The sequence below is a fragment of the Flavobacterium sp. S87F.05.LMB.W.Kidney.N genome, assembly GCF_004366435.1.
Lineage (GTDB): Bacteria > Bacteroidota > Bacteroidia > Flavobacteriales > Flavobacteriaceae > Flavobacterium.
On the sequence record NZ_SODX01000003.1, the window covers coordinates 671,619 to 696,512 of the forward strand.

Consider the following 24,894-nt stretch of genomic DNA (forward strand, 5'->3'; position numbering starts at 1 on the left):
TCTATTTTTTTTACCCCAAGAAACTCTTCAACTCCTCATAAGTTCCAATCTTCACACTAACTTTCTCTTCATTCATAACACTCTCAATCTGTGTCGGAATCGGAAGCGTAATTCCTAACGCCGGTTCAACAACATCTAAAAATTTAATAGGATGTGCCGTTTCTAAGAAAATACCAATGGCGTTAGGGTATTTTTCAAGCTCTTTTTTGAGTCCTAAATAACCCACAGCGCCGTGAGGTTCTGCAATGTAACCGTCTGTGTTATAAATTTTCTTTAGAGCTTCAAGCGTTTCTTCGTCAGTATAACTGTAAGAAGAGAAATCTTTTTCGAAAGCTTTTAAATCGTTATTGTACAATTCCTGAATTCTAATAAAGTTACTTGGGTTTCCAACGTCCATGGCGTTAGAGATTGTGGCTTTAGAAGGTTTCGGATCGTATTTTCCGTTTTCTAAAAATCTTGGCACCGTGTCGTTTACATTTGTAGATGCAACGAAATGTTCAATTGGCAAACCTAATTTCTTTGCCATAATTCCAGCGCAGATATTCCCGAAGTTTCCGCTTGGGCAAGAGAAAACTAAAGGTTTGTTTTGGCTTTTCAACGCTTTGTAAGCAAAGAAGAAATAAAACATTTGCGGTAACCAGCGTGCAATATTAATCGAGTTTGCCGAAGTCAGGTTTTTGTGCGCCAAAGTTTCATCTAAAAACGCTTTTTTCACCATATCCTGGCAATCGTCAAAAACGCCATCCACTTCAAGTGCTTTAATATTTTGTCCTAAAGTCGTCAATTGTTTTTCCTGAATATCGCTCACTTTTCCAGACGGATATAAAATGACAACATCAACGCCGTCAACGCCAAGAAATCCGCTTGCAACGGCTCCACCTGTATCTCCAGAAGTCGCTACTAAAACGGTGTTTTTAGCATCTTTTTTATCTTTATTGAAATAGCCCAAACAACGAGACATAAAACGTGCTCCAACGTCTTTAAACGCCATTGTTGGCCCGTGAAATAATTCTAACGAATAGATTCCGTCTTCGACTTTCACAACAGGAAAATCAAAAACTAAAGTTTCCACAATAATTTCTTTTAGTTTTTCTGCTGGGATTTCATCGCCTACAAATTGTTTAATCGCTTCATAAGCAATTTCTTCGTGGCTTAAACTTTCAATTTTATCAAAAAATGAAGGATCTAAAGCCGTGATGCTTTCTGGGAAATATAATCCTTTGTCACTCGCTAATCCTTGTATAACAGCTTCTTGAAAAGAAACTTTTGGGGCATTGTGGTTTAAACTGTAGTATTTCATTTTGATATTTTAGATTTTAGATTTTAGATTTTAGAAATGGGAAGCAAATTCCAAATTTTTAAAATTCCAAATTCCAATAATTTATATTTTCAATTATGTTTTGCTTTTGTCAGGCTGAGCGAAGTCGAAGCCCCGCAAAGTGTAGACATAAATTTTGTCATTTCGACTGAAAGGAGAAATCGCACTCGAAACTCCGAATTGAAATTCGCCAATCTTTGTCGACAAACTAGTGCGATTTCTCGTTCCTCGAAATGACAAACTGGATTGTTATGCTTTGTGTTTATACCTTGCGTTGGCTTCGACTTCGCTCAGCCTGACAAACGCTACGTATTTATTTTTAATTCTAAATTCTAAATTTTTAATTTTTAATTGAATTAAAGAATTCTTACTCCATCAGGGTTTATTTTCGAAACGTGAATTTCATAAGGTAAACTCATTTTTTCGTACACTTCGCTCATGGCTTTTGCGATTTGGTCTGCGGTTTCTTTTCCTCTGCTTAGTGCGAAAATTGATGGGCCAGAACCTGAAATTCCAGAACCTAAAGCGCCGTTTTCATAAGCCGTTTGTTTGATTAAATCGAAACCTGGAATTAAAACACTTCTTAAAGGTTCAACGATTTCGTCATGAAGCGATCTTCCGATCAAATCGTAATCTTTGGTGTAAAGACCTGCAACCAGTCCGCCTAAATTTCCCCATTGCATAATGGCGCTTTTTAGGGAAACATTTTGTTTTAAAACCGAACGAGCATCAGACGTTTTCAATTCAATCTGCGGGTGAACCACCGTTGCGTATAATTCCTCTGGACTATCAATTCTAATAATATCTAGCGGAGCATAACTTCTCACCAAAGTAAATCCGCCTAAAAGGGCAGGAGCAACGTTGTCGGCATGTGCGTTGCCGCTGGCTAATTTTTCGCCCTGCATGGCAAACTGAACCAAATCTTTACGAGAATAAGGTCTTCCTAATAATTCATTAATTCCGAAAACCGCTCCGGCAGAACTTGCAGCACTGCTTCCGATTCCGCTTCCGGCTTTGATATTTTTGTAAATTTCAATTTCGAATCCAAAATCTAGTTCGTCTAGAGTTTCAAGCATTGCCAAAGCTGCAACTCCAGAAACGTTTTTCTCGGTTTCTAAAGGCAAATCGGCACCCACAATTTTTGTGATTCGAACTCCTTTTTGATCTACTTTTCGAACAATCATTTCATCGCCCGCATTGTCTAAGCAAAGTCCAAGTACGTCAAATCCGCATGAGAGGTTTGCAATTGTAGCGGGACAGAATAATTTTATTTCTTTCATTTTTGGTTGGTTTTGCCACGAAGGCACAAAGTCACAAAGTTTTTATTTTTTTTTGCCACGAAGGCACTAAGGCGCTAAGTTTTTTTATTATTAAGAATTAGTTTCTGAGCTTAAAAAACTTAAAAACTTAGCGCCTTTGCGTCTTAGCGGCTAATAAATATTACACATTTCCGATACGGATTACGTCAGCAAAAATTCCTGATGCTGTTACTGCTGCTCCAGCTCCGGCTCCTTTGATTAATAAAGGCTGATCTACGTAACGATCGGTGTAGAAAAGAACGATATTATCTTTTCCTTCCAAATTGTAGAAAGGATGATCTTTTGGGATGAATTGCAGGCCAACACTTGCTTTTCCGTTTTCGAATTGTGCTACGTATTTCAATCTTGAATCTTTGGCTAGAGCTTCGTTGTAAATACCTTCAAAATGAGCAGCGTGTTTGATTAACGATGCAAAGAAATCTTCGTTGTTTGTTGTTGCTAAACATTCTGCTGGCAAAAACGATTCGTTTGCGATGGCGTCAATATCCATTTCGTAACCGCTTTCGCGAATAAGAATCAAGATTTTACGCGCTACGTCGATTCCGCTTAAGTCAATTTTTGGATCTGGTTCTGTGAAACCTTGAACTCCAGCTTCTTTTACCACATCGTGGAAAGAATTGTCTTTATCAAAATTGTTGAAAATGAAGTTCAAACTTCCCGATAAAACCGCTTGAATTTTATGCACTTTATCGCCAGAAGCAATTAAGTTTTTTACGGTGTCTATAATTGGCAGTCCCGCACCAACATTCGTTTCAAACAAAAACGGAGCGTTGTACTGGCGTGATAAGCTTTTTAGTTTTTTATAATTGTCGTAAGCAGATGAACACGCAATTTTGTTGCAGGTTACAACCGCCATACTTTGTTTTAAGAATTGCTCGTATGTTTCAGAAACACTTGCATTTGCTGTAATATCCACAAAAATACTGTTACGTAAATTTAGTTCTTTCGCACGAGCGATAAAATCTGCTGCGTTTGCAGTTTCGCCGTTATCTAAAGCCGACTGCCATTCTTTTAATGAAATTCCGTCTTCATCAAAAAGCATTTTTCTTGAATTTGATAACGCAATTACGCGGACATTAATTTTCAAATTGTCTTTTAAGAATTTCTTCTGGCTGTGAATTTGTTCGATGAATTTTTCACCCACATTTCCAACTCCCATTACAAATAGGTTCAGCTGTTTTGTGTTTTCTTCAAAGAAATTTTCATGCAGTGTATTCAATGCTTTTTTAACGTCTCTTTCGTTAATTACAGTCGAGATATTTCTCTCAGAAGCACCTTGCGCAATCGCACGGATATTTACGTTGTTTTTTCCTAAAGTGCTGAACATTCTGCCGCTCAATCCTTGGTGGTTTTTCATGTTTTCGCCCACCAAAGCAATAATGCAAAGATCTTTTTCTACATAACAAGGATCGATTTTATTCTGAGAAATTTCGATTTCAAAAGCTCTGTTAATCGCAGCTTCGGCATTATCAGCATCCGAATTTAAAATTCCGATACAAATAGAGTGTTCAGAAGAAGCCTGAGTAATAAAAATAACGTTGATTTTTTCCTGAGACAATACTTCAAACAAACGTCGTGACGAACCCGCAACTCCAATCATTCCAGGACCTTCAAGAGTCAGAAGTGAAATATGATCAATATGGCTGATTCCTTTTACAACTGTGTCTTTTGTTAAAACACGATCTGAAATTAAAGTTCCTTCTGCTTCTGGTTCAAATGTATTTTTGATCAGAATCGGAATGTTTTTTCTTAAAACCGGCTGAATTGTTGGCGGATACAAAACTTTAGCACCAAAATGCGATAATTCCATCGCTTCCTGATACGAGATGTTTGCAATTGGCTGTGCCTGCTTTACAATTTTTGGATTTGCAGTAAACATTCCGTTTACATCAGTCCAGATTTCCAATTGGTCCGCGTCTAATGCTCCCGCGATAATTGCGGCAGTATAATCAGATCCGCCGCGCCCTAAAGTCGAAGTAATTCCATCTAAAGTCTGCGCAATAAAACCAGGTAAAATATTGATATTTGATTCATTCGATGCAAAATATTCCTGAATCAATTTGTTTGAAACTTCGAAGTTAACAACTGCTTTTCCGAAATCGGCATTTGTTTTTATTAATTCACGGCTGTCTTTGTAAGCTGCATTTTTGTCAATTTGCTGATAAGCCTGCGCGATAATATAAGATGAAAGTAATTCACCAAAACTTAAAATAGTATCGGCAGTTCTTGGAGATAATTCGCCTAATAAAAAACAACCGTCTAAAAGCGTTTCTAAGTGATTGATAATTCTTTTTACGTGGCTTAGCAAACTGCTTTGTTCGCTTACTGGAATAAGTTCTTTAAGAGTGTCAAGATGTTTTTTCTCGATTTCGGCAACAATATTTCTAAAATCTTCATCATTTGCAGCGGCTTTTGCGGCAGCCAACTGCAGTAAATCAGTTACTTTACTAAGGGCAGAAACTACGACAACTAGTCTTTCATTTTTAGCTTTTTGATTAATAATTTCGAGAACGAGTTTTATATTTTGAGCATTGGCAACCGAAGTTCCGCCAAATTTTAATACTTTCATTTTTGATATTTTTTAATAAGGTGCAAAGATTTTAAGTAACAAAGGTTCAAAGATTATAACTGTGAACTGAAACTGAAAACTGCGACTTTTTTTTCTTTTTGTAAATGTTTTTTATGTATCCAATAACTCTCTTCTTTCAAGAAAAAAGTATAGGTAACCTAGGATTATATGTAAAAATGTATACCCCTAAGGGGTAGTAGTTGTTGTAGTAGAAATAATGGTAGCAGCAATTGCAACTCGAGTTGGAGTTGTCATTGTAGATTGATATTTTACGCTGTTACTTTTCATTTTTGATTTTTCAAAAGTACAGTTTTTTAGGGCTATTAAAAACTCTTAAAGCTTTTTTGCGAATATTTTAATAATTCAAATCTCAATAATTCAATATTGAGTATTTGTTAAAATTAAATATGCTAAATTGAGGTTTTGACATATTTCAAGAGGCAGTTTTCTACAATAACGCCTTTACAATGAATTGATTTTTAATGAAAAGATGATTAAAAAGCAGTGAAAAGCCAGATTTTTAAAATTGAATAAAAGTTAAAAGCATCTCATCGCATTTGTTCAAATTTTAATTATTGTGATAAAATGTTGCTTTTTAATATTGATTTGTTGAATTTTGACATCTTAAATTTAAAACCGTCATGAGAGAAATCCACTATATAAGTACTGAAACTATCACTTTAGAAACCTTACAAGAAATTTTATCTTATAATAAAACACTTGAATTATCTGAAGAAGCTAAAGTAAACGTTCAAAAATGTCGTGATTATCTTGATAAGAAAATGGCATCACATTCTGAGCCAATTTACGGAATCAATACAGGTTTTGGATCACTTTGTAATGTAAAGATTTCTAATGAAAACTTATCTAAGCTTCAGGAAAACTTAGTAAAATCTCATGCGTGCGGAACAGGAGAAGAAGTGCCGTCTGAAATTGTGAAGATGATGCTTTTGCTAAAAATCCAATCTTTAAGTTATGGACATTCTGGTGTTCAATTGAAAACTTTGGCGCGTTTAGTAGATTTCTACAACAATGATATTTTACCTATAATTTATACTCAAGGTTCGCTGGGAGCTTCTGGAGATTTAGCACCTTTAGCACATTTATCTTTACCTTTAATAGGAGAAGGAGTGGTGCTTTTTGAAGGGAAAAAAACAGCTTCAGCAGAAGTTTTGAAACATTTTAATTGGGAACCAATTGTTCTGCAGTCAAAAGAAGGCTTGGCTTTATTAAACGGAACCCAGTTTATGAGTGCATACGGAGCTCATATTTTAATTAAAGCCTACAAATATTCGTATCTGGCAGATTTAATTGGAACTATTTCTTTGGAAGGTTTTGATGGAAGAATTGAGCCATTCAACGAATTGATACATTATATACGTCCGCATAAAGGACAAATTGTAACCGCACAGCGTATTAATGAGTTTTTAGAAGGAAGTGAAATTATCGCTCAAGAAAAGAAACACGTTCAGGATCCGTATTCTTTCCGTTGTATGCCTCAGGTTCACGGCGCTTCGAAAGATGCGATTGATTATGTTAGAAAGGTTTTCAAGACCGAAATCAACTCGGTTACAGACAATCCTAATATATTTATAGAAGCGGATCAGATTATTTCCGGCGGAAATTTCCACGGTCAGCCTTTAGCTTTAGCTCTTGATTTTATGGCAATTGCTTTAGCAGAATTAGGAAGTATTTCTGAAAGAAGAACTTACCAATTAATTTCTGGACAGCGTAATCTTCCTGCATTTTTGGTAGATAATCCAGGATTAAATTCAGGTTTCATGATTCCACAATATACTGCTGCAAGTATTGCAAGTCAAAACAAGCAATTGGCAACTCCATCAAGCGTTGACAGCATTGTTTCGAGCAACGGACAGGAAGATCATGTGAGCATGGGAGCCAACGGAGCAACAAAAGCCTTACGTGTTTTAGATAATTTAGAGCGTATTTTGGCAATCGAATTATTGAATGCTTCGCAGGCAATTGCGTATAGAGAGCCTCTAAAATCAAGTGATTTTATCGAAATGTTTTTGAATAGCTATAGAGAAGTTGTGCCTTTGGTCAAAGAAGATAGAATCTTACATAATGACATAGAAAACACGGTTTTATTCTTGGAGAGTTTCCAAATAGAAAACGATTTGTTAACAATGGCTTAACATTGCAAAATATTATTGAAGTAATTTTGCACTATCAAAAATAAAACAATGTCAATAAACAGTATTTTCCAATTTTTAGTGCCGAAAGACAAAAAATTCTTTCCACTTTTTGAAGAGGCTTCAAGCAATTTAATTGAATTAGCTTCTAACTTACACGAAGCTGTAAATTTACCATTAAAAGAAAGAGAAGTTCTTTTTCAAAAAATTGACGAACTAGAGCAAAGAGGTGAAGACATTACTCGTCAAACCAATTTGGAATTGAGTAGAAACTTTATTACACCATTTGATAGAGAAGATATTCACACCTTAATTACTTCTATTGACAACGTTGCAGATTACCTACACGGTGCTGCAAGCCGTATGAGACTGTATCAAGTTGATAAGATTACAAAATCTATCAGAAAGATGACAGAAATTAATCTTGAAGCTTGTCAAAACATTGACAGCGCGGTAAAAGAATTGAGAAATTTACAGAATTTCAAAGTCATTAAAGATGCTTGTACTAGAATCAACAAACTAGAAAACAAGTCTGATAACGTTTATAACAAAGCAGTTTTTGAAATTTTTGAAAACGAAACAGACGCTAAAAATATTATTAAATATAAAGAGGTGTTATCTGTTTTAGAATCAGCAACAGACAAATGTAAGAGTGTTGCGAATATACTAGAATCTATTTCTGTAAAACATTCTTAATTCAATTTTTCATTCTGAAGTTATAACTTTATGACGCTACTTATATTAATTATAGTATTAGCTTTAATTTTTGATTACATCAATGGTTTTCATGATGCAGCAAATGCTATAGCGACTGTTGTTGCTACAAAGGTCTTGACGCCTTTTCAGGCCGTTCTTTGGGCAGCATTTTTTAACTTTCTAGCTTATTGGGTTTTCGGATTTGGTGTTGCAGATACTGTTGCTAAAACAGCGCACACAATGGAAATTAACCTGGTTGTAATTCTAGCCGGTGTAATTGCAGCAATTTGCTGGAATTTATTGACTTGGTGGCTTGGAATTCCTTCAAGTTCTTCACATACATTAATTGGAGGTTTTGCTGGAGCAGCTGTAGCACATGCTATTGCAGTTCATGGTTTCTCAGGTTATGTTGGTGAAGATGGAACAACACATTATTGGTATGAAATTGTAAGCTGGTACAAAGCTGGAAAAGACGGAGCAATGCCTTCGGGTGTTCTTATTATTATTGCCTTTATTGTTCTTGCACCATTATTAGGAGCTTTAGCTTCATATTTAATTTCGATTTGGTTGTTAAATGCTTCTCGTAAAAGTATTGGTCCTAAAATTTTCACTGTAGTTTTAATGATTGCTACTATTTGGTTTGTTTACAGTCAAATGGTACCATATTCTGAAATAGAAAAACCAAGATTTGATTCTCATTTTTGGAGTGTAGCTTTTGAGGCTCATAACATTAAATGGTTTTTGGTTGCTTTTATCATCCTAACTGTTAGTGCTTTTTGTTTAATATTTAGCAGCTTAAATCTACATCAAGCAGATGCAGCTTTGAAAAAAATGCAATTATTATCTTCTGCTGCATTTAGTTTAGGACACGGGGGAAATGATTCTCAAAAAGTAATGGGTATTATCGCTGCTGCGGTTGCGGTATATATCAATACAAATCCAGGAGTGCATATGGACGCTTGGTTAGATGTTGTGCTTCCAAACGATGATGCAGGCATTAAAGGTGTAATGCCAAGCTGGATTCCGTTAGCCTGTTATTCTGCAATTGCAGCGGGAACTTTGAGTGGTGGATGGAAAATTGTGAAAACAATGGGTTCTAAAATCACAAAAGTAAGTTCATTTGAAGGAGTTGCTGCTGAAACTGCTGGTGCTTTAACGCTTTATTTTACAGAGCATTTAAAAATCCCGGTAAGTACAACGCATACCATTACAGGTTCAATCATTGGTGTTGGATTAACAAAACGTGTATCTGCAGTTCGCTGGGGAGTTACCGTAAGTTTAATCTGGGCTTGGATATTAACGATTCCGATTTCAGCTATTTTGGCAGGGTTGGTTTATTTTATATTAAGCGTGTTTATTTAATAAAATGTTTTTTGTAAAATGTGAGATGTAAATCATATTTGAACAATATATATGAAAGCTAGTTCTTTATTGAACTAGCTTTTTTTATTTGAAAAATATTATTTTTATAAAACAAAACTTACTTAACGCTATTATAAAGTGAAACTACTTAAACTCATAACAATTGTAGCCGTTATATCTTTGTTCTCCTTTTGGCTTTTCTCAATCGCAAAATGTGAATATTTGACTTGGCAACATGAAAAAGAATTTCTACTACCAAAAGAAGTAAGCTCAATGATAAATGGAAAAGCTTCAAAAAAAGTTTTGACATATTCACGTTACCAGGCACGCGTATATTATGTCAGTGCGGGAAATACTTCTGGCGATATCATTACTTATGTGTTAATAGATGGTAAATGGATTTTCTCGGGTTGGAAAACGGCTTGGTCCAAAACAGGAAGTGCCGATGATTTTGTCTGGCCTTATTTTAGATAAAATGTTGATTTTTTTATATAGAGAAACCGATTTCAATTTGAAATCGGTTTTTTTTGTCAAAAGGAATGCTGAAAAATGTCTTAAAGTGAAATTTTAAAAACTTTTAGAGGCTGTTAGTGCAATTGAATAAAAAGATCTTCGCAAAATTATTTAGTAGTGATTTTTCGTAATAACAGTTAAAAAAGATAAAATGGAAAAGATTTTTGATAAACCAATCATCCTTAATGGTCTAGATGGAAATGTGGTTTTAATTTATGGAGAATATATAATTGGAAATATTACTAAAGAAAATGCTGATTTAAACATTGAAAGAATAGATAAAGAGGTGTTTAAACCTTCTGAATTTGAATCAATTATAAATGTGAAAGATGTAGTAGAATACGAATTTGAAGTAGGAAATGATTCTCATATTATGTTTGGTGTATCAAAGGAAGGAAGTACATCTTATGAAACCATCGATTTTCAAAATGTTGATATAGCTAAAGAAGCCGAAAAATCGATTAAAGAACAATTCAAAGCATTAGGTTTTAAAAGAGAAGAAAAACAACTTACCGCAATGCAGGCTGCCGTTTCACCTGGATTAGTAACTTTATTTGTAGCAGTGGTAGGAGGTTTGTTTACCTGGCTTGCTTATGGTGTTCAAGATTACGAATCAAAGCGTACAAGAATTGTGAAATGGTATGTTTATTTGTTTGAAAAAATAGCAAAAACGGTAGGGTATTATCCATTTTTGATTATAACAATTGTTTTAACTATAATTTGTTTGTTTTGGATGGTAAAGAGAATGGCGAATCCACCTTATCAAATCAAAGCAAAAAAATAGTTTCAGAATATTTAATTATATAAAACTCAAATTAATAAAAGTGCTTATTAGTTTGAGTTTTTTTGTTAGATAAAAATTAAATATAAGAATGAAAAAAATAATAACCATAGTTTTTGCAATAATTGTATGTACTTCTTATTCGCAAGAAAATGCAGTAAACTATAAATGGGGATTCATAGATGATGCAGGAAAAGAAATAACTGCCCTAAAATATGATGAAGTGAAAAGTTTTAATTATGGAATAGCAGCTGTAAGAATAAACAGCAAATGGGGAGGAATTAATTCTTCTGGTCAAGAAATTATACCATTTAAATACCAAGATCTAGGAGATGCACTCGAAATGAATGATTCACTTCGAATTCCTGTAAAATTGAATGATAAATGGGGGTTAATTAATAAAAAAGACAAAGAGATAGTTGCTTTTAAGTATGAGGATATGGATGTGTTATATTTTGATTCTAATTTAATTGGTATAGCTGTTAGGTTGTCCAACAAATGGGGAGTTATTAATGAAATTGGTAATATGATTATTCCAGCAAATTTTGAAGAGATAGACAAGAGTCGAGATTACGAATATTTATTGGTCAAAATAAACAAAAAATGTGGAATTATAGATTTTAAAGGACATGAAACTCTTGCGGTAATATATGATGATGTAAAACCAATTGGTAATGATTTATTTGCTGTAAAAACTAAAACTAAATGGGGTGTAATAAAGCAAAATGGGGAAAAGCTTCTTCCCTCAAAATTTAGTGGTATATATGAAATAGTAAAGGATGAAAATCCAAATATTAAGTTTGAAGCTTATTTTAAAAGAAATATAATATTTTATGATGCTGCATTTAACATTGTTGCAAAAGAAAAAACGAAATATGGTTTTGGGCATTTTTGTATTCCTTTTGATGATCAATTATATTATCAATGTGAAAGAATGGAAAAAGATATTTGTATTAAAAAAAAGTTTGATAATGGTATGGGTGCTGTTATAAAAGATAAAAAATGGCTAATACTTGATGTAAACGGAACACCAATAAGTGAGGCAATATACGATGAGATTCAGGAATCCATTTGGGTTTTTCCGGCATACTTAAAAGTTAAAATACAAAATAAATGGGGCATTATATATAATGATGGAAAAGTGATACCTAATAAATATGATGAAATAGGAGATTTTATTGACGGCTTCGCTCCAGTAAAAATGTTCATTGATAATAGAAAATGAAATATAAAAAAATAGGTTCGGTATTAATAATAATGATAGTCGTAGTTTTTGTCGCACTACGCTATATTAAAACTAATAAGTTTTTCGAAAAAGAGAATAATTACTCCAAAACAAGAAAACATGGATATTCAAGATTTGGAGTCATTAATGAAGATGGCAAGGAAATAGTTCCTCCTATTTATTACTCTATCTGCGACTTTTATAACGGATATATAAAAGTCAAAATGAAAAATAGATATGGTATTATTGATTCTACAGGAAGAATTATAGCACCAGTAAGATATTATGATGTTGGAAGATTTAATGCAAATTTGGCACCCGTACGAATTAAAAATAAATGGGCATTTATAGATAAAACAGGAAAACAGGTTACAGACTTTAGATATGATTATTGTGAGTATGCAGAAGAAGGTTTTTATTCTGTAAAATTAAATGGTAAATGGGGATATATTAATTCAAGTGGTAAAGAAATAACTTCAATCAAATACATGAATTCTAGATCAAGTTTTCGCGATGGAATTTTAGCAGTTTGTTTAAATCATAAATGGGGTTATATTAATTCCAGAGGACAAGAAATTACCAGAATAAAATATGATTATGCTGATGAATTTAAAAATGGAAGAGCACAAGTATCTATACATTTTAAGGAAGGTTTAATTGATAAAAACGGAAAAGAAATTGTTCCACTTATTTATGATGAAATGGAACGATTAGATGGTGGATTTGTCTATGTTGGAAAAAATACTACCTCTATTAATTACATCTGGGGTGTCATAAATGAGAAAACAGGAACATTCATAGCTCCATTACAATATCATCAAACATTTAATATGGATCATCCTGGTTTTTCTTTCACTAAAAAAATAGCAAGAATATCATTGAATAATAAAGTTGGAGTTATAAATGAAAAAGGAAAGATTATAATTCCTTTGATTTACGATGCAATTGATGCATTAGGAGATATTTGTGCAGTTTATAAAAATAATAAATATGGTTATATAAACAGTAACGGAAAAGTCATTGTTCCTGTAGAAAACGACTACGTCGATAAAAGATATTCTTATATAAATAGTAATGGAAAAATTGGTCCTGCAGAAAATGAATACATAGATAAACCAGATTTTTTTAATGATGTTTGCGGTCTGAATGTTTACGAGAGCTCATTATTGTTATTGTGTCGGAATGGTAAATTTGGTTTTGCTAATAAAAAAGGAAGGGTTGTAACATCAATAAAATATGATGATGTAGAACGACGGTACTTAGGAGGAGCATTTGTATCAATCAATAAAAAATGCGGATATGTAAATGAAAAGGGTAAAGAAGTGATACCTGCAAGATTTGATATTCCAATTTCAAAAATGAGTGATTATTTTGATGAAGGACTCTTTGTGTATAAAGAAAACAATAAATGGGGAGCAATTGATACTACAGGAGTTAACATAATTGAGCCAAAGTATGATAGTATGACAAGTTTTACTTGGGGTTTTTCTATTGCAACTATTGGTCGTGATTCCTATATAATCGATAAAAAAGGTAAAGCTTCTAAAACTTTAAAATACGATAAAATTATCCATTGTAGAGCCAGGATTGCTTTAGTTTCTATTAATGGAAAATGGGGTGTGCTTAGTAAGAACAATAAACTTACAACTCCAATCAAGTATGATGAAATAGAAGAATTTCGTAATGGTTTTGCCATTACAGAAATGAAATTTAATAAATATGGTTTTCCGATTACGAATTTTTGGGCATTGGCAGGAGTACCAAATTTTAGAAGATATTAAACATGAAGAGAATAATCTTAATTATAAACGTCATTGCTGCTATCAGCATTTCTCAAGCGCAGAATAACAATAATCAGAAAAAAAACAATATAACAGAATTTATAAAAGTGAAATTGAATGAGCGTTATGGTTTGTTCGATAATACAGGAAAAGAAATTCTACAACCCATTTATGATGGTATTTCTATAACCGATGATGATGAAATTGGACTGTATTTAAATAATAAGGCAGGTTATATTAATAAAAAAACGAGAAAAGTTATTCCTCTAATATATGATTGGGTTGATAGTTTTGATGAAGACTTGGCAAGAGTAAAAATCAAGGATAAATTTGGTTATATAAACAGAGAAGGTAAATTAGTAATCGGGGCTATATATTCTAATGCAGAAAGTTTTTCAGAAGGATTAGCAATGGTTTCATTTAGTAATAAAAAAAGCGGTTTTATTGATAAAACAGCAAGAATAGTGATTCCTTTTGAGTATGATAATTATTGGGAGAGATTCAAATTAGGCATAGCAAAAGTAAATAAGAATGATAAAGAAGCTATAATCGATAAAACGGGTAAAGTGCTTACAGGTTTTAAGTATGATGACGTTTTTACTTCTGCAAGTGGTTATTCAGAAGTGAGAATAGGAAAAAAATGTGGTTTTATTGATAAGACAGGTGTTAATATAACTGCTGTTAAATATGATGATGTTGCTGCTTTTCAGAATGGTATTGCTGAAGTTGTTTTAAACAAAAAACATGGCTGTATAGACGAAGTGGGCAGGGAAATTATTCCTCTTGTATATAGTGAAATCTTTCCTTTTTTTAACGGTATTGCAAAGGTTGAGTTAAATCACAAATACGGTGTTATTAATAAAGCGGGAAAAGAAATAATTCCTGTAAAATATGATGCTATTAAAACATTTACAGAAAATCTGGCGCCTGCAAAATTAAATGGAAAGTGGGGGATAATTGATAGTAATGATAATAAAGTTATCGATTTTAAATATGATAAGATCATATATTGCGCTAAAGATATATTTGCAGTTGGAAAATATAAGGATGAAGATACATGGAGACCAGAACTTGTATGGGGACTTATAAATATAAAAGGACAAGAGATTTTAGATTTTAAATATACGAGTATTGGCAAGTTGTCTGAAGGAATGTTACGAGTACAATTTGGAGAAGGAGGTTTTAAAAAATACGGTTCAGATGACGCGCCAATAATATTACAAAATATGGGGAAAGCTGGATTTATAATTGTAAATGGGAAAGAAGTAATTAAACCAATATATGATAACGTAAAAGATTTTTCTGAGGGATTAGCAGCAGTTCTTATTATCAAAGATAAAGACATGCGATGGGGTTTTATTGATAAAGAAGGCAAAACAGTAATCAATTTAAAGTATGAGAATGTAGAAAGCTTTAAAAATGGAATTACACGCGTTCAATTAAATGGTAAATGGGGAATAATTGATAGAACAGGTAAAGAAATAGTTCCAATTAAATACGATTGGATTGATGGTATTTCAAACAAAAATCAATATGAAAATGAAAATGTTTCTGATAAAGAATTCGAAGAATTATATGAAAGCGCTTTCTAAAAGTACTCTTTTACTTCCTCAAATTCTTATGATTGTGCTTGCGCTTAAAGTGCGTTTGCTTAAGCTCTTTTTTGTCGCCAGAAATAACACTAATAGTTCCGTCAATTTCAAGCATGGCTAATTTTATATCTGTTAGATGTTCTAAACCGTGTTCGCGGGCGGCTTCTTTTAATTCTTCATGCGAAATATCTAATCTGCTGAGGGTTTTGAAATCTAATATTCCGTCGTGAATTAGGACTTCGGGTTTGTCCATTAAAAAATCGTTCAGGCCTTTATATCTGTGCGTCAGTTTTTTGATGATAAAATTAATGATAAATAACGCTAGAGCTGCTACCAAGCCTCCCCACAGACTTGTATCTGGACCAACCATTGCATTTTGAACGGAGTTACTAATCAATAAAATCAAGATTATGTCTGCAGTATTTAATTGCGAAAGTTCTTTTTTACCAAAAATTCGCAAGGCAATAGTCATGAAAAAATATACGGCAACGCTTCTTGTAATAATATCTAAATATTGAGAATACATGTTTTTATTTTAAAGTTAAATAAAAAAGCTTTGCCAGAGTTCTAAACTTTGGCAAAGCTGCAAAAATATTTATATAGTATTAAGTTGAAATGAACTTATAACTTGAAATTCTTTTCAATAGCTTTAATCATTTCGCCTGCAACATCTTTATTAGTTGCACCTTCAATTCCTTCAAGACCTGGAGAAGAGTTTACTTCAAGCAATAGCGGACCTTTAGAAGAACGAATAATATCAACTCCAGCTACTTTTAAATCCATTGCTTTTGCGGCTTTTATAGCGATTTTTTTCTCTTCGGCAGTTACTTTAATTACAGATGCAGTTCCGCCAAGGTGAATATTGGCTCTGAATTCTCCCGGCATAGCTTCACGCTGGATAGCTGCAACCACCTTGCCATCAATTACAAAACAACGAATATCTTTTCCGTTGGCTTCTTTAATAAATTCTTGAACTAAGATATTAGCATTTAAACTTTTAAAAGCGTTGATAACACTTTCTGCAGCTTTTTTGGTTTCGGCCAAAACAACACCTTTTCCCTGCGTTCCTTCCAGTAATTTTACAATTAAAGGTGAACCTCCGACCATTTTAATCAAATTGTCTGTATCCAATGGAGAATTGGCAAATCCAGTTGTTGGAATGTCTATACCGCTGTTTAAAAGCAATTGCAGTGAATATAATTTATCGCGAGACTGTGTTATAGCTGTAGCAGAATTTAAAACGAAAACCTTCAAAGCTTCAAACTGACGTGTTAAAGCGCATCCGTAAAAAGTAATGCTTGGTCGAATACGCGGAATAATAGCATCAAACTGATTTAAAATTTTTCCGCCTCTATAATGAATCTCTGGAGTTTTGGCATCGAGTTTCATGTAGCATTCTTTAATGTTCAAGAAATGCATTTCGTGACCACGCATTTCACCTGCTTCCATGATTCTTTTATTGCTGTATAATTCAGGATTACTGGCTAGAAGACCAATTCGTAAACCAGAACTAGCTTTTTCAGAATTTTGGTATAATTCTTTTAAAGATTCTGCTGTTGGCTGTCCTAGAAGATATTTTTGTTCTGGATCAACCAAAACCCTTCCGCTCATGGCTTCGCGTCCCAAAAGCATTCTAAATCCCATAGAATCTCGATTGGTCAAAGTCATTTCGATTGGCCATTTCGCATCACCAATTTTTAGGCTGGTTTGAATAACGTAACGATGTTCTCTAAAGCCGCTTGAACTTTTAACAATTCTTTTATCTACTAAAGGTGCTTCGCAATGGATAATCGTTTTAATATTATTCTGAATTGGATTAATATCAAATTTTACCCAATTGGCATCATTTTTTATAAAAGGAGCTATGTTTAAAGCGTGCATTGCAGAAGTTTTAGCACCAGAATCAACGCGAGCCTTGATTGTCGGGATTCCAAGTTCTGGAAATGAGCACCATTCTTCGCTGCCTAAAATGACTTTGTTTTGAAGCATATTTTGTTTTTTTGTTATAGAATTTAAATTCAAAAATAGCTATTTGCTTTTACTAAAGATACTAAATTATCCAAAAAAAATACCCGTTATGTTATGAAAACGTAACGGGTAGATTATTTTTGTTATAAATTTAAACTAATTTATTGATTAGTCGGCTCTTCGGCTTTATGGATTTCTACTGAAAGTTCTTGCGAATCATCTTTTAGATCCATCATGATTTCGTCACCTGAATGTATTTTCGAAGTGATGATTTCTTCGGCTAACAAATCTTCAACATATTTCTGAATTGCTCTTTTTAGCGGTCTAGCTCCAAACTGCTTGTCAAAACCTTTTTCAGCAATAAATGCTTTGGCTTTGTCTGTTAAGCTTAATTTGTAACCAAGTTCAGCAATACGAGAATACAGTTTTTTCAATTCGATTTCAATAATCAAATCAATATCAGCTTTTTCTAAACTGTTGAATACAATTACGTCATCAATTCTGTTTAAGAATTCAGGAGCAAAAGTTTTCTTCAATGCATTTTCGATAATGCTTTTTGAATTTTCATCGGCTTGAGCCACTTTTGCAGCAGTTCCGAATCCAACGCCTTGTCCGAAATCTTTCAATTGGCGTGCACCAACATTAGATGTCATGATAATAATAGTGTTTTTAAAGTCAATTTTACGACCTAAACTATCTGTTAAATATCCGTCATCTAAAACTTGAAGCATCATATTAAACACATCTGGATGCGCTTTTTCGATCTCATCTAAAAGTACTACGCAATATGGTTTTCTACGAACTTTTTCTGTCAATTGACCGCCTTCTTCGTAACCCACGTATCCTGGAGGCGCTCCAACTAAACGAGAGATCGCAAATTTCTCCATGTATTCACTCATGTCGATACGAACTAAAGCATCTTCAGAATCAAATAATTCTTTTGCTAGTACTTTAGCCAACTGTGTTTTACCAACACCAGTCTGACCTAAGAAGATGAATGAACCAATTGGTTTATTAGGATCTTTAAGTCCAGCTCTGTTACGTTGAATAGAACGTGCAATTTTAAGAACAGCCTCATTTTGACCAATTACTTTATTTTGAATTAATTCAGGTAATTGAGCTAATTTATTGCTTTCTGTCTGTGCAATTCTATTAACAGGAATTCCAGTCATCATCGAAACAACATCGGCTACATTATCTTCTGTAACTTCAATTCTGTTGTTTTTAGAATCTTCTTCCCATTGTTCTTGTGCTGTGGCAAGGTCTTTTTCTATACGTTTTTCATCATCGCGAAGTTTAGCAGCTTCTTCATATTTTTGTTTTTTAACAACCATATTTTTAAGCTCGCGAACTTCTTCTAACTGACGCTCTAAATCCAAAATTTGTTTCGGAACGTCGATATTCGTAATGTGCACACGTGATCCAGCCTCATCCATAGCATCGATCGCTTTGTCTGGTAAGAAACGCTCAGACATATATCTGTTTGTCAGCTTCACACAAGCTTCAATTGCTTCTTGAGTATAGGTAACGTTGTGGTGATCTTCATATTTATCTTTTACGTTATTCAAAATTGCAATTGTTTCTTCAACAGAAGTTGGTTCAACGATTACTTTTTGGAAACGTCTTTCTAAAGCACCATCTTTTTCAATATATTGTCTGTACTCATCAAGAGTAGTAGCACCAATACATTGAATTTCTCCTCTTGCTAAAGCAGGTTTGAACATGTTTGAAGCATCAAGCGAACCTGTTGCTCCTCCAGCACCTACAATAGTATGGATTTCATCAATAAAAAGAATAATATCATCGTTTTTCTCAAGCTCGTTCATTACGGCTTTCATTCTTTCTTCAAACTGTCCTCTATATTTTGTTCCAGCAACTAAACTTGCTAAATCAAGAGTTACAACACGTTTGTGGAAAAGAATACGTGATACTTTCTTTTGAATAATACGTAAAGCCAGTCCTTCTGCTATAGCAGATTTACCAACCCCAGGTTCTCCAATAAGAAGCGGATTGTTTTTCTTTCTACGGCTTAGAATTTGCGAAACACGCTCAATTTCTTTTTCGCGTCCTACAACTGGGTCTAATTTCCCTTCTTCGGCCATTTCTGTTAAATCTCTCCCAAAATTATCTAAAACCGGAGTCTTAGATTTTTTGTTTGACTTATTGGCGGGATTATTAAAACTACTTTCTTTAAGACTGTCATCTTGTCCTGAATCGTCGTTATACGATTCGTTTCTTGGCAAGTTTTCTAAGAATTCTTCTTCGTTTGGAGTCATATTTAAATACTGTTCTTTAGCTACGTCATAATCTATTTTAAGTTTATTCAATAGCTTGGTTGTTGGATCGTTTTCGTTTCTCAAGATACATAACAGCAGGTGGGCCGTGCTAATTGATGAACTTTGAAATACTTTTGCTTCTAGAAAAGTGGTCTTCAGGGCTCTTTCTGCCTGTCGGGTAAGATGAAGGTTTTTCTTTTCTGCATTTACTTCAACGCTCAGGTTGGCAGGGCTTAGTATTTCTACTTTTCTGCGTAAATGATCTAAATCGACTGCTAGGTTATTAAGTATATGAATAGCTTTTCCGTTACCATCTCTTAAAATGCCCAGCATTAGATGTTCTGTACCAATAAAGTCGTGGCCTAAACGTAAAGCCTCTTCTTTGCTGTATGTAATAACATCTTTTACTCTTGGTGAAAAATTATCATCCATAATATATAATTGGTATTGTAAATTTAGTGAATTACAGTTTCAAAAACAAAAACCGTACCCTTCAAGATCTCCTGACAGCTAATAGACGAAAAAAAAGAGAATAAAAGCGTTAAAAAACGCTTAATTTATTAACTAAAAGGTAAAATAAAGTTGTTAATAAATCATTGAAATAAGTGTAAGGAAATAGCTGAAAAAATTTCAAAAAAACGTATCTTGGCACGCTTTGAAACTAATATAATTATTTAATATAACAACTTATGTCTGAAGGAGAAAAGTTAATTCCTATTAACATAGAAGATGAAATGAAATCAGCTTACATCGATTATTCGATGTCAGTAATCGTATCGAGAGCACTTCCTGATGTTAGAGATGGCTTGAAACCAGTGCATCGAAGAGTTCTTTATGGAATGTATGATTTAGGTGTAACTTCAAGATCTGCCCATAAAAAATCTGCAAGAATCGTAGGGGAGGTTCTGGGTAAGTACCACCCGCATGGAGATACTTCTGTTTATGACGCAATGGTACGTATGGCTCAGGAGTGGAGTATGCGATATTTATTAGTTGATGGTCAGGGTAACTTTGGTTCTGTCGATGGAGATAGTCCTGCAGCAATGCGTTATACTGAGGCCAGAATGCGCAAAATTTCTGAAGAAATTATGGCAGATATCGAAAAAGAGACAGTTGATTTTCAATTAAACTTTGACGATACTATATATGAGCCAAAAGTAATGCCTACTAGAGTTCCTACTTTGTTAGTAAATGGAGCAACAGGTATTGCAGTTGGTATGGCAACCAACATGCCACCACACAATTTAACTGAGGTTATCAATGGTACTTTAGCTTACCTTGATAATAACGATATTGAAGTAGACGAATTAATGTCTCATATTAAAGCTCCTGATTTTCCAACAGGTGGTATAATATATGGATACGAAGGTGTTCGCGAAGCTTTTAAAACGGGTAGAGGACGTATTGTAATGCGTGCAAAAGTTGGTTTTGAAGAAGTTGACGGAAGAGAATGTATTATTGTTACTGAAATTCCATACCAAGTTAACAAAGCCGAAATGATCAAACGTACGGCTGATTTAGTTAACGACAAAAAAATCGAAGGTATTGCCAACATCCGTGATGAGTCTGATAGAAATGGTATGCGTATCGTTTATATCTTAAAACGTGATGCTACGCCAAACGTAGTTTTAAATACCTTATATAAGTATACGCAATTACAATCTTCATTCAGTGTAAATAATATTGCATTAGTAAAAGGACGTCCTCAATTGTTGAATCTAAAAGATATGATTCACTATTTTATTGAGCACCGTCATGATGTAGTAGTAAGAAGAACTCAGTTTGAATTACGTAAAGCAGAAGAAAGAGCGCATATTTTAGAAGGATTAATCATTGCTTCTGATAATATCGACGAGGTTATTGCGTTAATAAGAGGTTCTAAAAATACAGACGAAGCAAGAGAAAAATTAATCGAAAGATTTAAATTATCTGAAATTCAAGCTCGTGCGATTGTTGAGATGCGTTTACGTCAGTTAACAGGTCTGGAGCAGGATAAATTAAGAGCTGAGTTTGAGGAATTAATGAAGTTAATTGAGCATTTGAAAGCTTTACTAGCAGATGTTAATTTAAGAACAGATTTAATTAAAGAAGAACTTATCGAAATTCGTGACAAATATGGTGACGAAAGACGTTCTCAAATAGAATACTCTGGTGGAGATGTAAGTATCGAAGATTTAATTGCCGATGAAAATGTAGTAATTACAATTTCGCATGCAGGTTATATCAAACGTACGAATCTGACAGAATATAAAACTCAAAATAGAGGTGGAGTTGGTCAAAAAAGCGCAGGAACAAGAGATCAGGATTTCTTGGAGCACATGTTCGTGGCAACAAACCACCAATATATGATGTTCTTTACACAAAAAGGAAAATGTTTCTGGATGCGTGTTTATGAAATTCCAGAAGGAAGTAAAACAGCAAAAGGCCGTGCAATTCAGAATCTTGTAAATATTGAAAGCGATGATAAAGTAAAAGCTTTCATTTGTACACAAGACTTAAAAGATAAAGATTATATCAATACTCACAACCTTGTAATGGTTACCAAACAAGGTCAGGTAAAGAAAACTTCTTTAGAGAAATATTCTAAACCTCGTGTAAATGGTGTTGCTGCTATTACCATTAAAGAAGGAGATGAATTACTTGGAGCACAATTAACAGATGGAGAAAGCCAAATTATCTTGGCAGTTAAATCTGGTAAATTGGTTCGTTTTGAAGAAACGAAAACGCGTCCGATGGGAAGAACAGCTTCTGGAGTTCGTGGAATTACTTTAAAAGATGAAACGGATGAAGTAATAGGCATGGTTACTGTTGGTAAAAATGATGTTAACGATTCGCAAATTTTGGTTGTAACTGAAAATGGATACGGTAAACGTACTAAATTAGTTGACGAAGATGGTGAAGATGTTTACAGAATTACGAACCGTGGAGGTAAAGGGGTTAAAACTCTTAATATCACAGAAAAAACAGGAAAATTAATCTCAATTAGCGCTGTAACTGATGCAGATGATTTAATGATTATTAATAAATCTGGATTAACAATCAGAATGGCAATTGAGGATTTACGTGTAATGGGACGTGCAACTCAAGGTGTTAGATTGATTAACTTGAAAGGAAAAGATTCTATCGCTGCTGTAACAAAAGTAATGAAAGATGACGTAGAAGAAGTTGTCGTTGATGAAGACGGTAATGTTATCGAATCTGGAATTGAAAGAGTTAAACCTGACTTGGAAGTTCTAGAAGATGAAGGACCTGTAGAAGATGATGACGATTCTGATGATGAAGTAATTGATGACGAAGGCGAAGATGCTGACGAAGAAGAGTCTGAAGAATAATTAAAATAGATTAAAAAAGAAAATTAAATACAAATAAATATCACTATGAAAAGTAAATATGTAATACTTGCTTCAGCGTTATTGATCTCTGTAGCTTCTTTTGCTCAAAAAGATCAAATTAAAAGTGCTGAAAAGGCTTTAAAAGGAGGAGATGCTCAAGGAGCTGTTACCATCTTAAACGATGCTGAAAATATGGTTGCTAATGCTAAAGATACAGAGCAGGCTCAATTCTATTTTGTAAAAGGAAATGCTTATTTGGAACTTGCTGATAAAAATATTGAAACAAGCAAAAATCTATCACTTTCTGCAGAGAGCTACAAAAAGTTAATTGAAATTGAAAAAACTTCTGGAAAACAGAAATATTCTACTCAGGCAGCGACTTCAATCAGCAGTATCAAAGCAAAATTAATTAATTCTGCTATTGCTGATACTCAGGCTAACAAAAATGTAGAAGGTGCAAAAAAATTATATGATGCTTATGCATTAGACAAAAACGATACAATTAACTTGTATTATGCAGCTTCAACTGCAGTAAATGCACAAGATTTTGACCTTGCTTTACCAATGTATGAAGAGTTGAAAAAACTGAATTACTCTGGAAAAGGAACAATGTATACAGCTGTAAACAAAGCATCTGGAAATGATGATAGTTTTGCAAATGCAAAAGAAAGAGATATGGCTGTAAAATTAGGAACTCACGAAAAACCAAAAACTGAAGCTATTCCTTCAAAAAGAGGTGAGATCTACAAAAATTTGGCTTTGATCTTAGTTCAAAAAGGACGTACAGAAGAAGCTAAGAAAGCTATCGCAGATGCTAGAAAAGCAAATCCAGATGATTCTTCATTAATTTTAACTGAAGCTAATTTGTATCTTGAAACTAAGGATTTTGAAATGTATAAAAAATTAGTTAACGAGGCTTTAGAAAAAGATCCAAAAAATGCTGATTTAGTATTCAACTTAGGTGTAATTAGTGCAGGTGCAAAAAACAATGCAGATGCTGAGAAATATTACTTAAAAGCAATAGAAATCAATCCTAATTATACAAACGCTTACTTAAATCTTGCAGCATTGAAATTAGAAGCTGAAAAACCAATCATTGATGAAATGAATAAATTGGGAACTTCTGCTAAAGACATGAAACGTTACGATGTTTTAAAAGCTCAAAGAGAAAGTGTTTTCAAAGGCGTGATTCCTTACCTTAAAAAAGCTAACGAGTTAGATCCTAAAAATGAAGACGTTTCTAAAACATTATTAGGAGTTTACAGTGCTCTTGAAATGACTGCTGAAGCTAAAGCATTAAAAGCTAAAATGTAATAAATAAACTCAGTAGAGTACATAAAAAAAACCATTCGCATGCGAATGGTTTTTTTTATAGCTATAATTTTTCTAGCTGATTAATTCCGCAGATAAAGTAATAGTGGTATTTAATAATTTAGAAATCGGACAGATTTCTTTTGCTTTTGCTGCTGTAGCCTGAAACTCTTCTGCAGAGATTGAAGGAACTTTTCCTTTTAAATCTAAATGAATTAAAGTTATAGAGCCATCTTCAAAAGTTACTGTAGCTTCTGTATTTAAATCATCTGCCGTAAAGCCAGCTTCGTTCAATAAAAAACTTAATTGCATCGTGAAGCATCCAGAATGCGCTGCAGCAACTAATTCTTCAGGATTTGTTCCAACTCCGTCAGCAAATCTAGTTTTAAAAGATAATTGTGCGTTATCTAATGTTGTACTTTGTGTGCTGATTTTCCCAGTTCCCTCCATACCGGTTCCTTTCCAGTTGGCATTTGCTTTTCTTGTAAATTTCATTTCTGTAGTTATTAAAATTAATATTGTAAAGGTTATTTTGTTGATTATCAATTAATGATGTGTCTATCAAATATAAACAATATTTTTCAGAATAGTTTTATGAATTTGTTATGGGAAGGTGAAAAGTTAAAAGCTAAAAGTAAAAAGTTAAAAGTAAAAAGTAAAAAGTAAAAAGTTAAAAGTTAAAAGTGAAAAGTGAAAAG

The 24,894-nt window shown here is 33.5% G+C and carries 17 protein-coding genes; 10 read left to right on the plus strand and 7 right to left on the minus strand.

Features of this window, described 5'->3' with window-relative positions:
• Positions 1-10: 10 nt before the first annotated feature.
• From thrC to thrA, 3 genes are all read right to left on the minus strand, one after another.
• Positions 11-1,300 carry a threonine synthase gene (thrC, locus tag EDB96_RS12120; RefSeq protein ID WP_134141042.1) on the minus strand — a complete coding sequence of 430 codons (1,290 nt, stop codon included), beginning with the start codon at positions 1,298-1,300 and terminating at the stop codon, positions 11-13.
• A 374-nt stretch (positions 1,301-1,674) separates the two neighbouring features.
• Entirely contained in the window at positions 1,675-2,598 is a 924-nt protein-coding gene (locus EDB96_RS12125; RefSeq protein ID WP_134141044.1) for a homoserine kinase, read from the minus strand.
• Between the two features lie 160 nt (positions 2,599-2,758).
• Complete coding sequence (gene thrA, locus EDB96_RS12130; protein ID WP_134141046.1) at positions 2,759-5,206, minus strand: bifunctional aspartate kinase/homoserine dehydrogenase I; 2,448 nt, start codon at positions 5,204-5,206, stop codon at positions 2,759-2,761.
• A 641-nt stretch (positions 5,207-5,847) separates the two neighbouring features.
• Between thrA and hutH the strand changes: the two genes are divergently transcribed.
• The 8 genes from hutH (at position 5,848) to EDB96_RS12170 (ending at position 15,309) form a co-directional block, all read left to right on the plus strand.
• Positions 5,848-7,362 carry a histidine ammonia-lyase gene (gene hutH, locus EDB96_RS12135; protein WP_134141048.1) on the plus strand — a complete coding sequence of 505 codons (1,515 nt, stop codon included), beginning with the start codon at positions 5,848-5,850 and terminating at the stop codon, positions 7,360-7,362.
• 48 nt (positions 7,363-7,410) lie between these two features.
• Positions 7,411-8,055, plus strand: coding sequence for a DUF47 domain-containing protein (locus EDB96_RS12140; protein WP_057118584.1), 645 nt, complete (start codon positions 7,411-7,413; stop codon positions 8,053-8,055).
• 30 nt (positions 8,056-8,085) lie between these two features.
• Complete coding sequence (locus EDB96_RS12145; protein ID WP_134141050.1) at positions 8,086-9,417, plus strand: inorganic phosphate transporter; 1,332 nt, start codon at positions 8,086-8,088, stop codon at positions 9,415-9,417.
• A gap of 273 nt (positions 9,418-9,690) precedes the next feature.
• The gene (locus EDB96_RS12150; protein ID WP_134141052.1) at positions 9,691-9,891 is read left to right on the plus strand and encodes a hypothetical protein; all 201 of its coding nucleotides are present in this window, start codon (positions 9,691-9,693) and stop codon (positions 9,889-9,891) included.
• Positions 9,892-10,081: 190 nt separating this feature from the next.
• Positions 10,082-10,714 carry a hypothetical protein gene (locus EDB96_RS12155; protein ID WP_134141055.1) on the plus strand — a complete coding sequence of 211 codons (633 nt, stop codon included), beginning with the start codon at positions 10,082-10,084 and terminating at the stop codon, positions 10,712-10,714.
• An 88-nt stretch (positions 10,715-10,802) separates the two neighbouring features.
• The gene (locus tag EDB96_RS12160; RefSeq protein ID WP_134141057.1) at positions 10,803-11,936 is read left to right on the plus strand and encodes a WG repeat-containing protein; all 1,134 of its coding nucleotides are present in this window, start codon (positions 10,803-10,805) and stop codon (positions 11,934-11,936) included.
• Positions 11,933-13,717 (plus strand): WG repeat-containing protein, encoded by a 1,785-nt coding sequence (locus EDB96_RS12165; RefSeq protein WP_134141059.1) that lies wholly within the window; start codon positions 11,933-11,935, stop codon positions 13,715-13,717. The genes EDB96_RS12160 and EDB96_RS12165 overlap by 4 nt, the downstream gene beginning before the upstream one ends.
• Before the next feature lie 2 nt (positions 13,718-13,719).
• Positions 13,720-15,309, plus strand: a complete 1,590-nt coding sequence (locus EDB96_RS12170) for a WG repeat-containing protein (RefSeq protein ID WP_057118579.1) — start codon at positions 13,720-13,722, stop codon at positions 15,307-15,309.
• Between the two features lie 10 nt (positions 15,310-15,319).
• Here EDB96_RS12170 and EDB96_RS12175 read toward each other — a convergent pair whose 3' ends face one another.
• The 3 genes from EDB96_RS12175 to EDB96_RS12185 all read right to left on the minus strand — a co-directional run bounded on the left by EDB96_RS12175 (position 15,320) and on the right by EDB96_RS12185 (position 19,985).
• Positions 15,320-15,835, minus strand: coding sequence for a DUF421 domain-containing protein (locus EDB96_RS12175; protein ID WP_134141061.1), 516 nt, complete (start codon positions 15,833-15,835; stop codon positions 15,320-15,322).
• A 95-nt stretch (positions 15,836-15,930) separates the two neighbouring features.
• Positions 15,931-17,298, minus strand: coding sequence for a 30S ribosomal protein S6--L-glutamate ligase (gene rimK, locus EDB96_RS12180; RefSeq protein ID WP_057118577.1), 1,368 nt, complete (start codon positions 17,296-17,298; stop codon positions 15,931-15,933).
• Positions 17,299-17,438: 140 nt separating this feature from the next.
• A complete protein-coding gene (locus EDB96_RS12185; RefSeq protein ID WP_057118576.1) occupies positions 17,439-19,985 on the minus strand; it encodes an ATP-dependent Clp protease ATP-binding subunit in 2,547 nt (848 codons plus the stop codon).
• 257 nt (positions 19,986-20,242) lie between these two features.
• On the opposite strand from EDB96_RS12185, the gene gyrA reads away from it, so the two are divergent.
• A complete protein-coding gene (gyrA, locus tag EDB96_RS12190; RefSeq protein ID WP_057118575.1) occupies positions 20,243-22,885 on the plus strand; it encodes a DNA gyrase subunit A in 2,643 nt (880 codons plus the stop codon).
• Positions 22,886-22,930: 45 nt separating this feature from the next.
• A complete protein-coding gene (locus EDB96_RS12195; RefSeq protein WP_057118574.1) occupies positions 22,931-24,199 on the plus strand; it encodes a tetratricopeptide repeat protein in 1,269 nt (422 codons plus the stop codon).
• A 72-nt stretch (positions 24,200-24,271) separates the two neighbouring features.
• Here EDB96_RS12195 and EDB96_RS12200 read toward each other — a convergent pair whose 3' ends face one another.
• Positions 24,272-24,691 carry an OsmC family protein gene (locus tag EDB96_RS12200; RefSeq protein ID WP_134141064.1) on the minus strand — a complete coding sequence of 140 codons (420 nt, stop codon included), beginning with the start codon at positions 24,689-24,691 and terminating at the stop codon, positions 24,272-24,274.
• Positions 24,692-24,894 lie beyond the last annotated feature (203 nt).

What these genes read in the sequence shown, in the direction of transcription:
- thrC (WP_134141042.1), bottom strand. Translation starts at nt 1,300, where the DNA reads ATGAAATACTACAGTTTAAACCACAATGCCCCAAAAGTTTCTTTTCAA.
- EDB96_RS12125 (WP_134141044.1), bottom strand. Translation starts at nt 2,598, where the DNA reads ATGAAAGAAATAAAATTATTCTGTCCCGCTACAATTGCAAACCTCTCA.
- thrA (WP_134141046.1), bottom strand. Translation starts at nt 5,206, where the DNA reads ATGAAAGTATTAAAATTTGGCGGAACTTCGGTTGCCAATGCTCAAAAT.
- hutH (WP_134141048.1), top strand. Translation starts at nt 5,848, where the DNA reads ATGAGAGAAATCCACTATATAAGTACTGAAACTATCACTTTAGAAACC.
- EDB96_RS12140 (WP_057118584.1), top strand. Translation starts at nt 7,411, where the DNA reads ATGTCAATAAACAGTATTTTCCAATTTTTAGTGCCGAAAGACAAAAAA.
- EDB96_RS12145 (WP_134141050.1), top strand. Translation starts at nt 8,086, where the DNA reads ATGACGCTACTTATATTAATTATAGTATTAGCTTTAATTTTTGATTAC.
- EDB96_RS12150 (WP_134141052.1), top strand. Translation starts at nt 9,691, where the DNA reads ATGATAAATGGAAAAGCTTCAAAAAAAGTTTTGACATATTCACGTTAC.
- EDB96_RS12155 (WP_134141055.1), top strand. Translation starts at nt 10,082, where the DNA reads ATGGAAAAGATTTTTGATAAACCAATCATCCTTAATGGTCTAGATGGA.
- EDB96_RS12160 (WP_134141057.1), top strand. Translation starts at nt 10,803, where the DNA reads ATGAAAAAAATAATAACCATAGTTTTTGCAATAATTGTATGTACTTCT.
- EDB96_RS12165 (WP_134141059.1), top strand. Translation starts at nt 11,933, where the DNA reads ATGAAATATAAAAAAATAGGTTCGGTATTAATAATAATGATAGTCGTA.
- EDB96_RS12170 (WP_057118579.1), top strand. Translation starts at nt 13,720, where the DNA reads ATGAAGAGAATAATCTTAATTATAAACGTCATTGCTGCTATCAGCATT.
- EDB96_RS12175 (WP_134141061.1), bottom strand. Translation starts at nt 15,835, where the DNA reads ATGTATTCTCAATATTTAGATATTATTACAAGAAGCGTTGCCGTATAT.
- rimK (WP_057118577.1), bottom strand. Translation starts at nt 17,298, where the DNA reads ATGCTTCAAAACAAAGTCATTTTAGGCAGCGAAGAATGGTGCTCATTT.
- EDB96_RS12185 (WP_057118576.1), bottom strand. Translation starts at nt 19,985, where the DNA reads ATGGATGATAATTTTTCACCAAGAGTAAAAGATGTTATTACATACAGC.
- gyrA (WP_057118575.1), top strand. Translation starts at nt 20,243, where the DNA reads ATGTCTGAAGGAGAAAAGTTAATTCCTATTAACATAGAAGATGAAATG.
- EDB96_RS12195 (WP_057118574.1), top strand. Translation starts at nt 22,931, where the DNA reads ATGAAAAGTAAATATGTAATACTTGCTTCAGCGTTATTGATCTCTGTA.
- EDB96_RS12200 (WP_134141064.1), bottom strand. Translation starts at nt 24,691, where the DNA reads ATGAAATTTACAAGAAAAGCAAATGCCAACTGGAAAGGAACCGGTATG.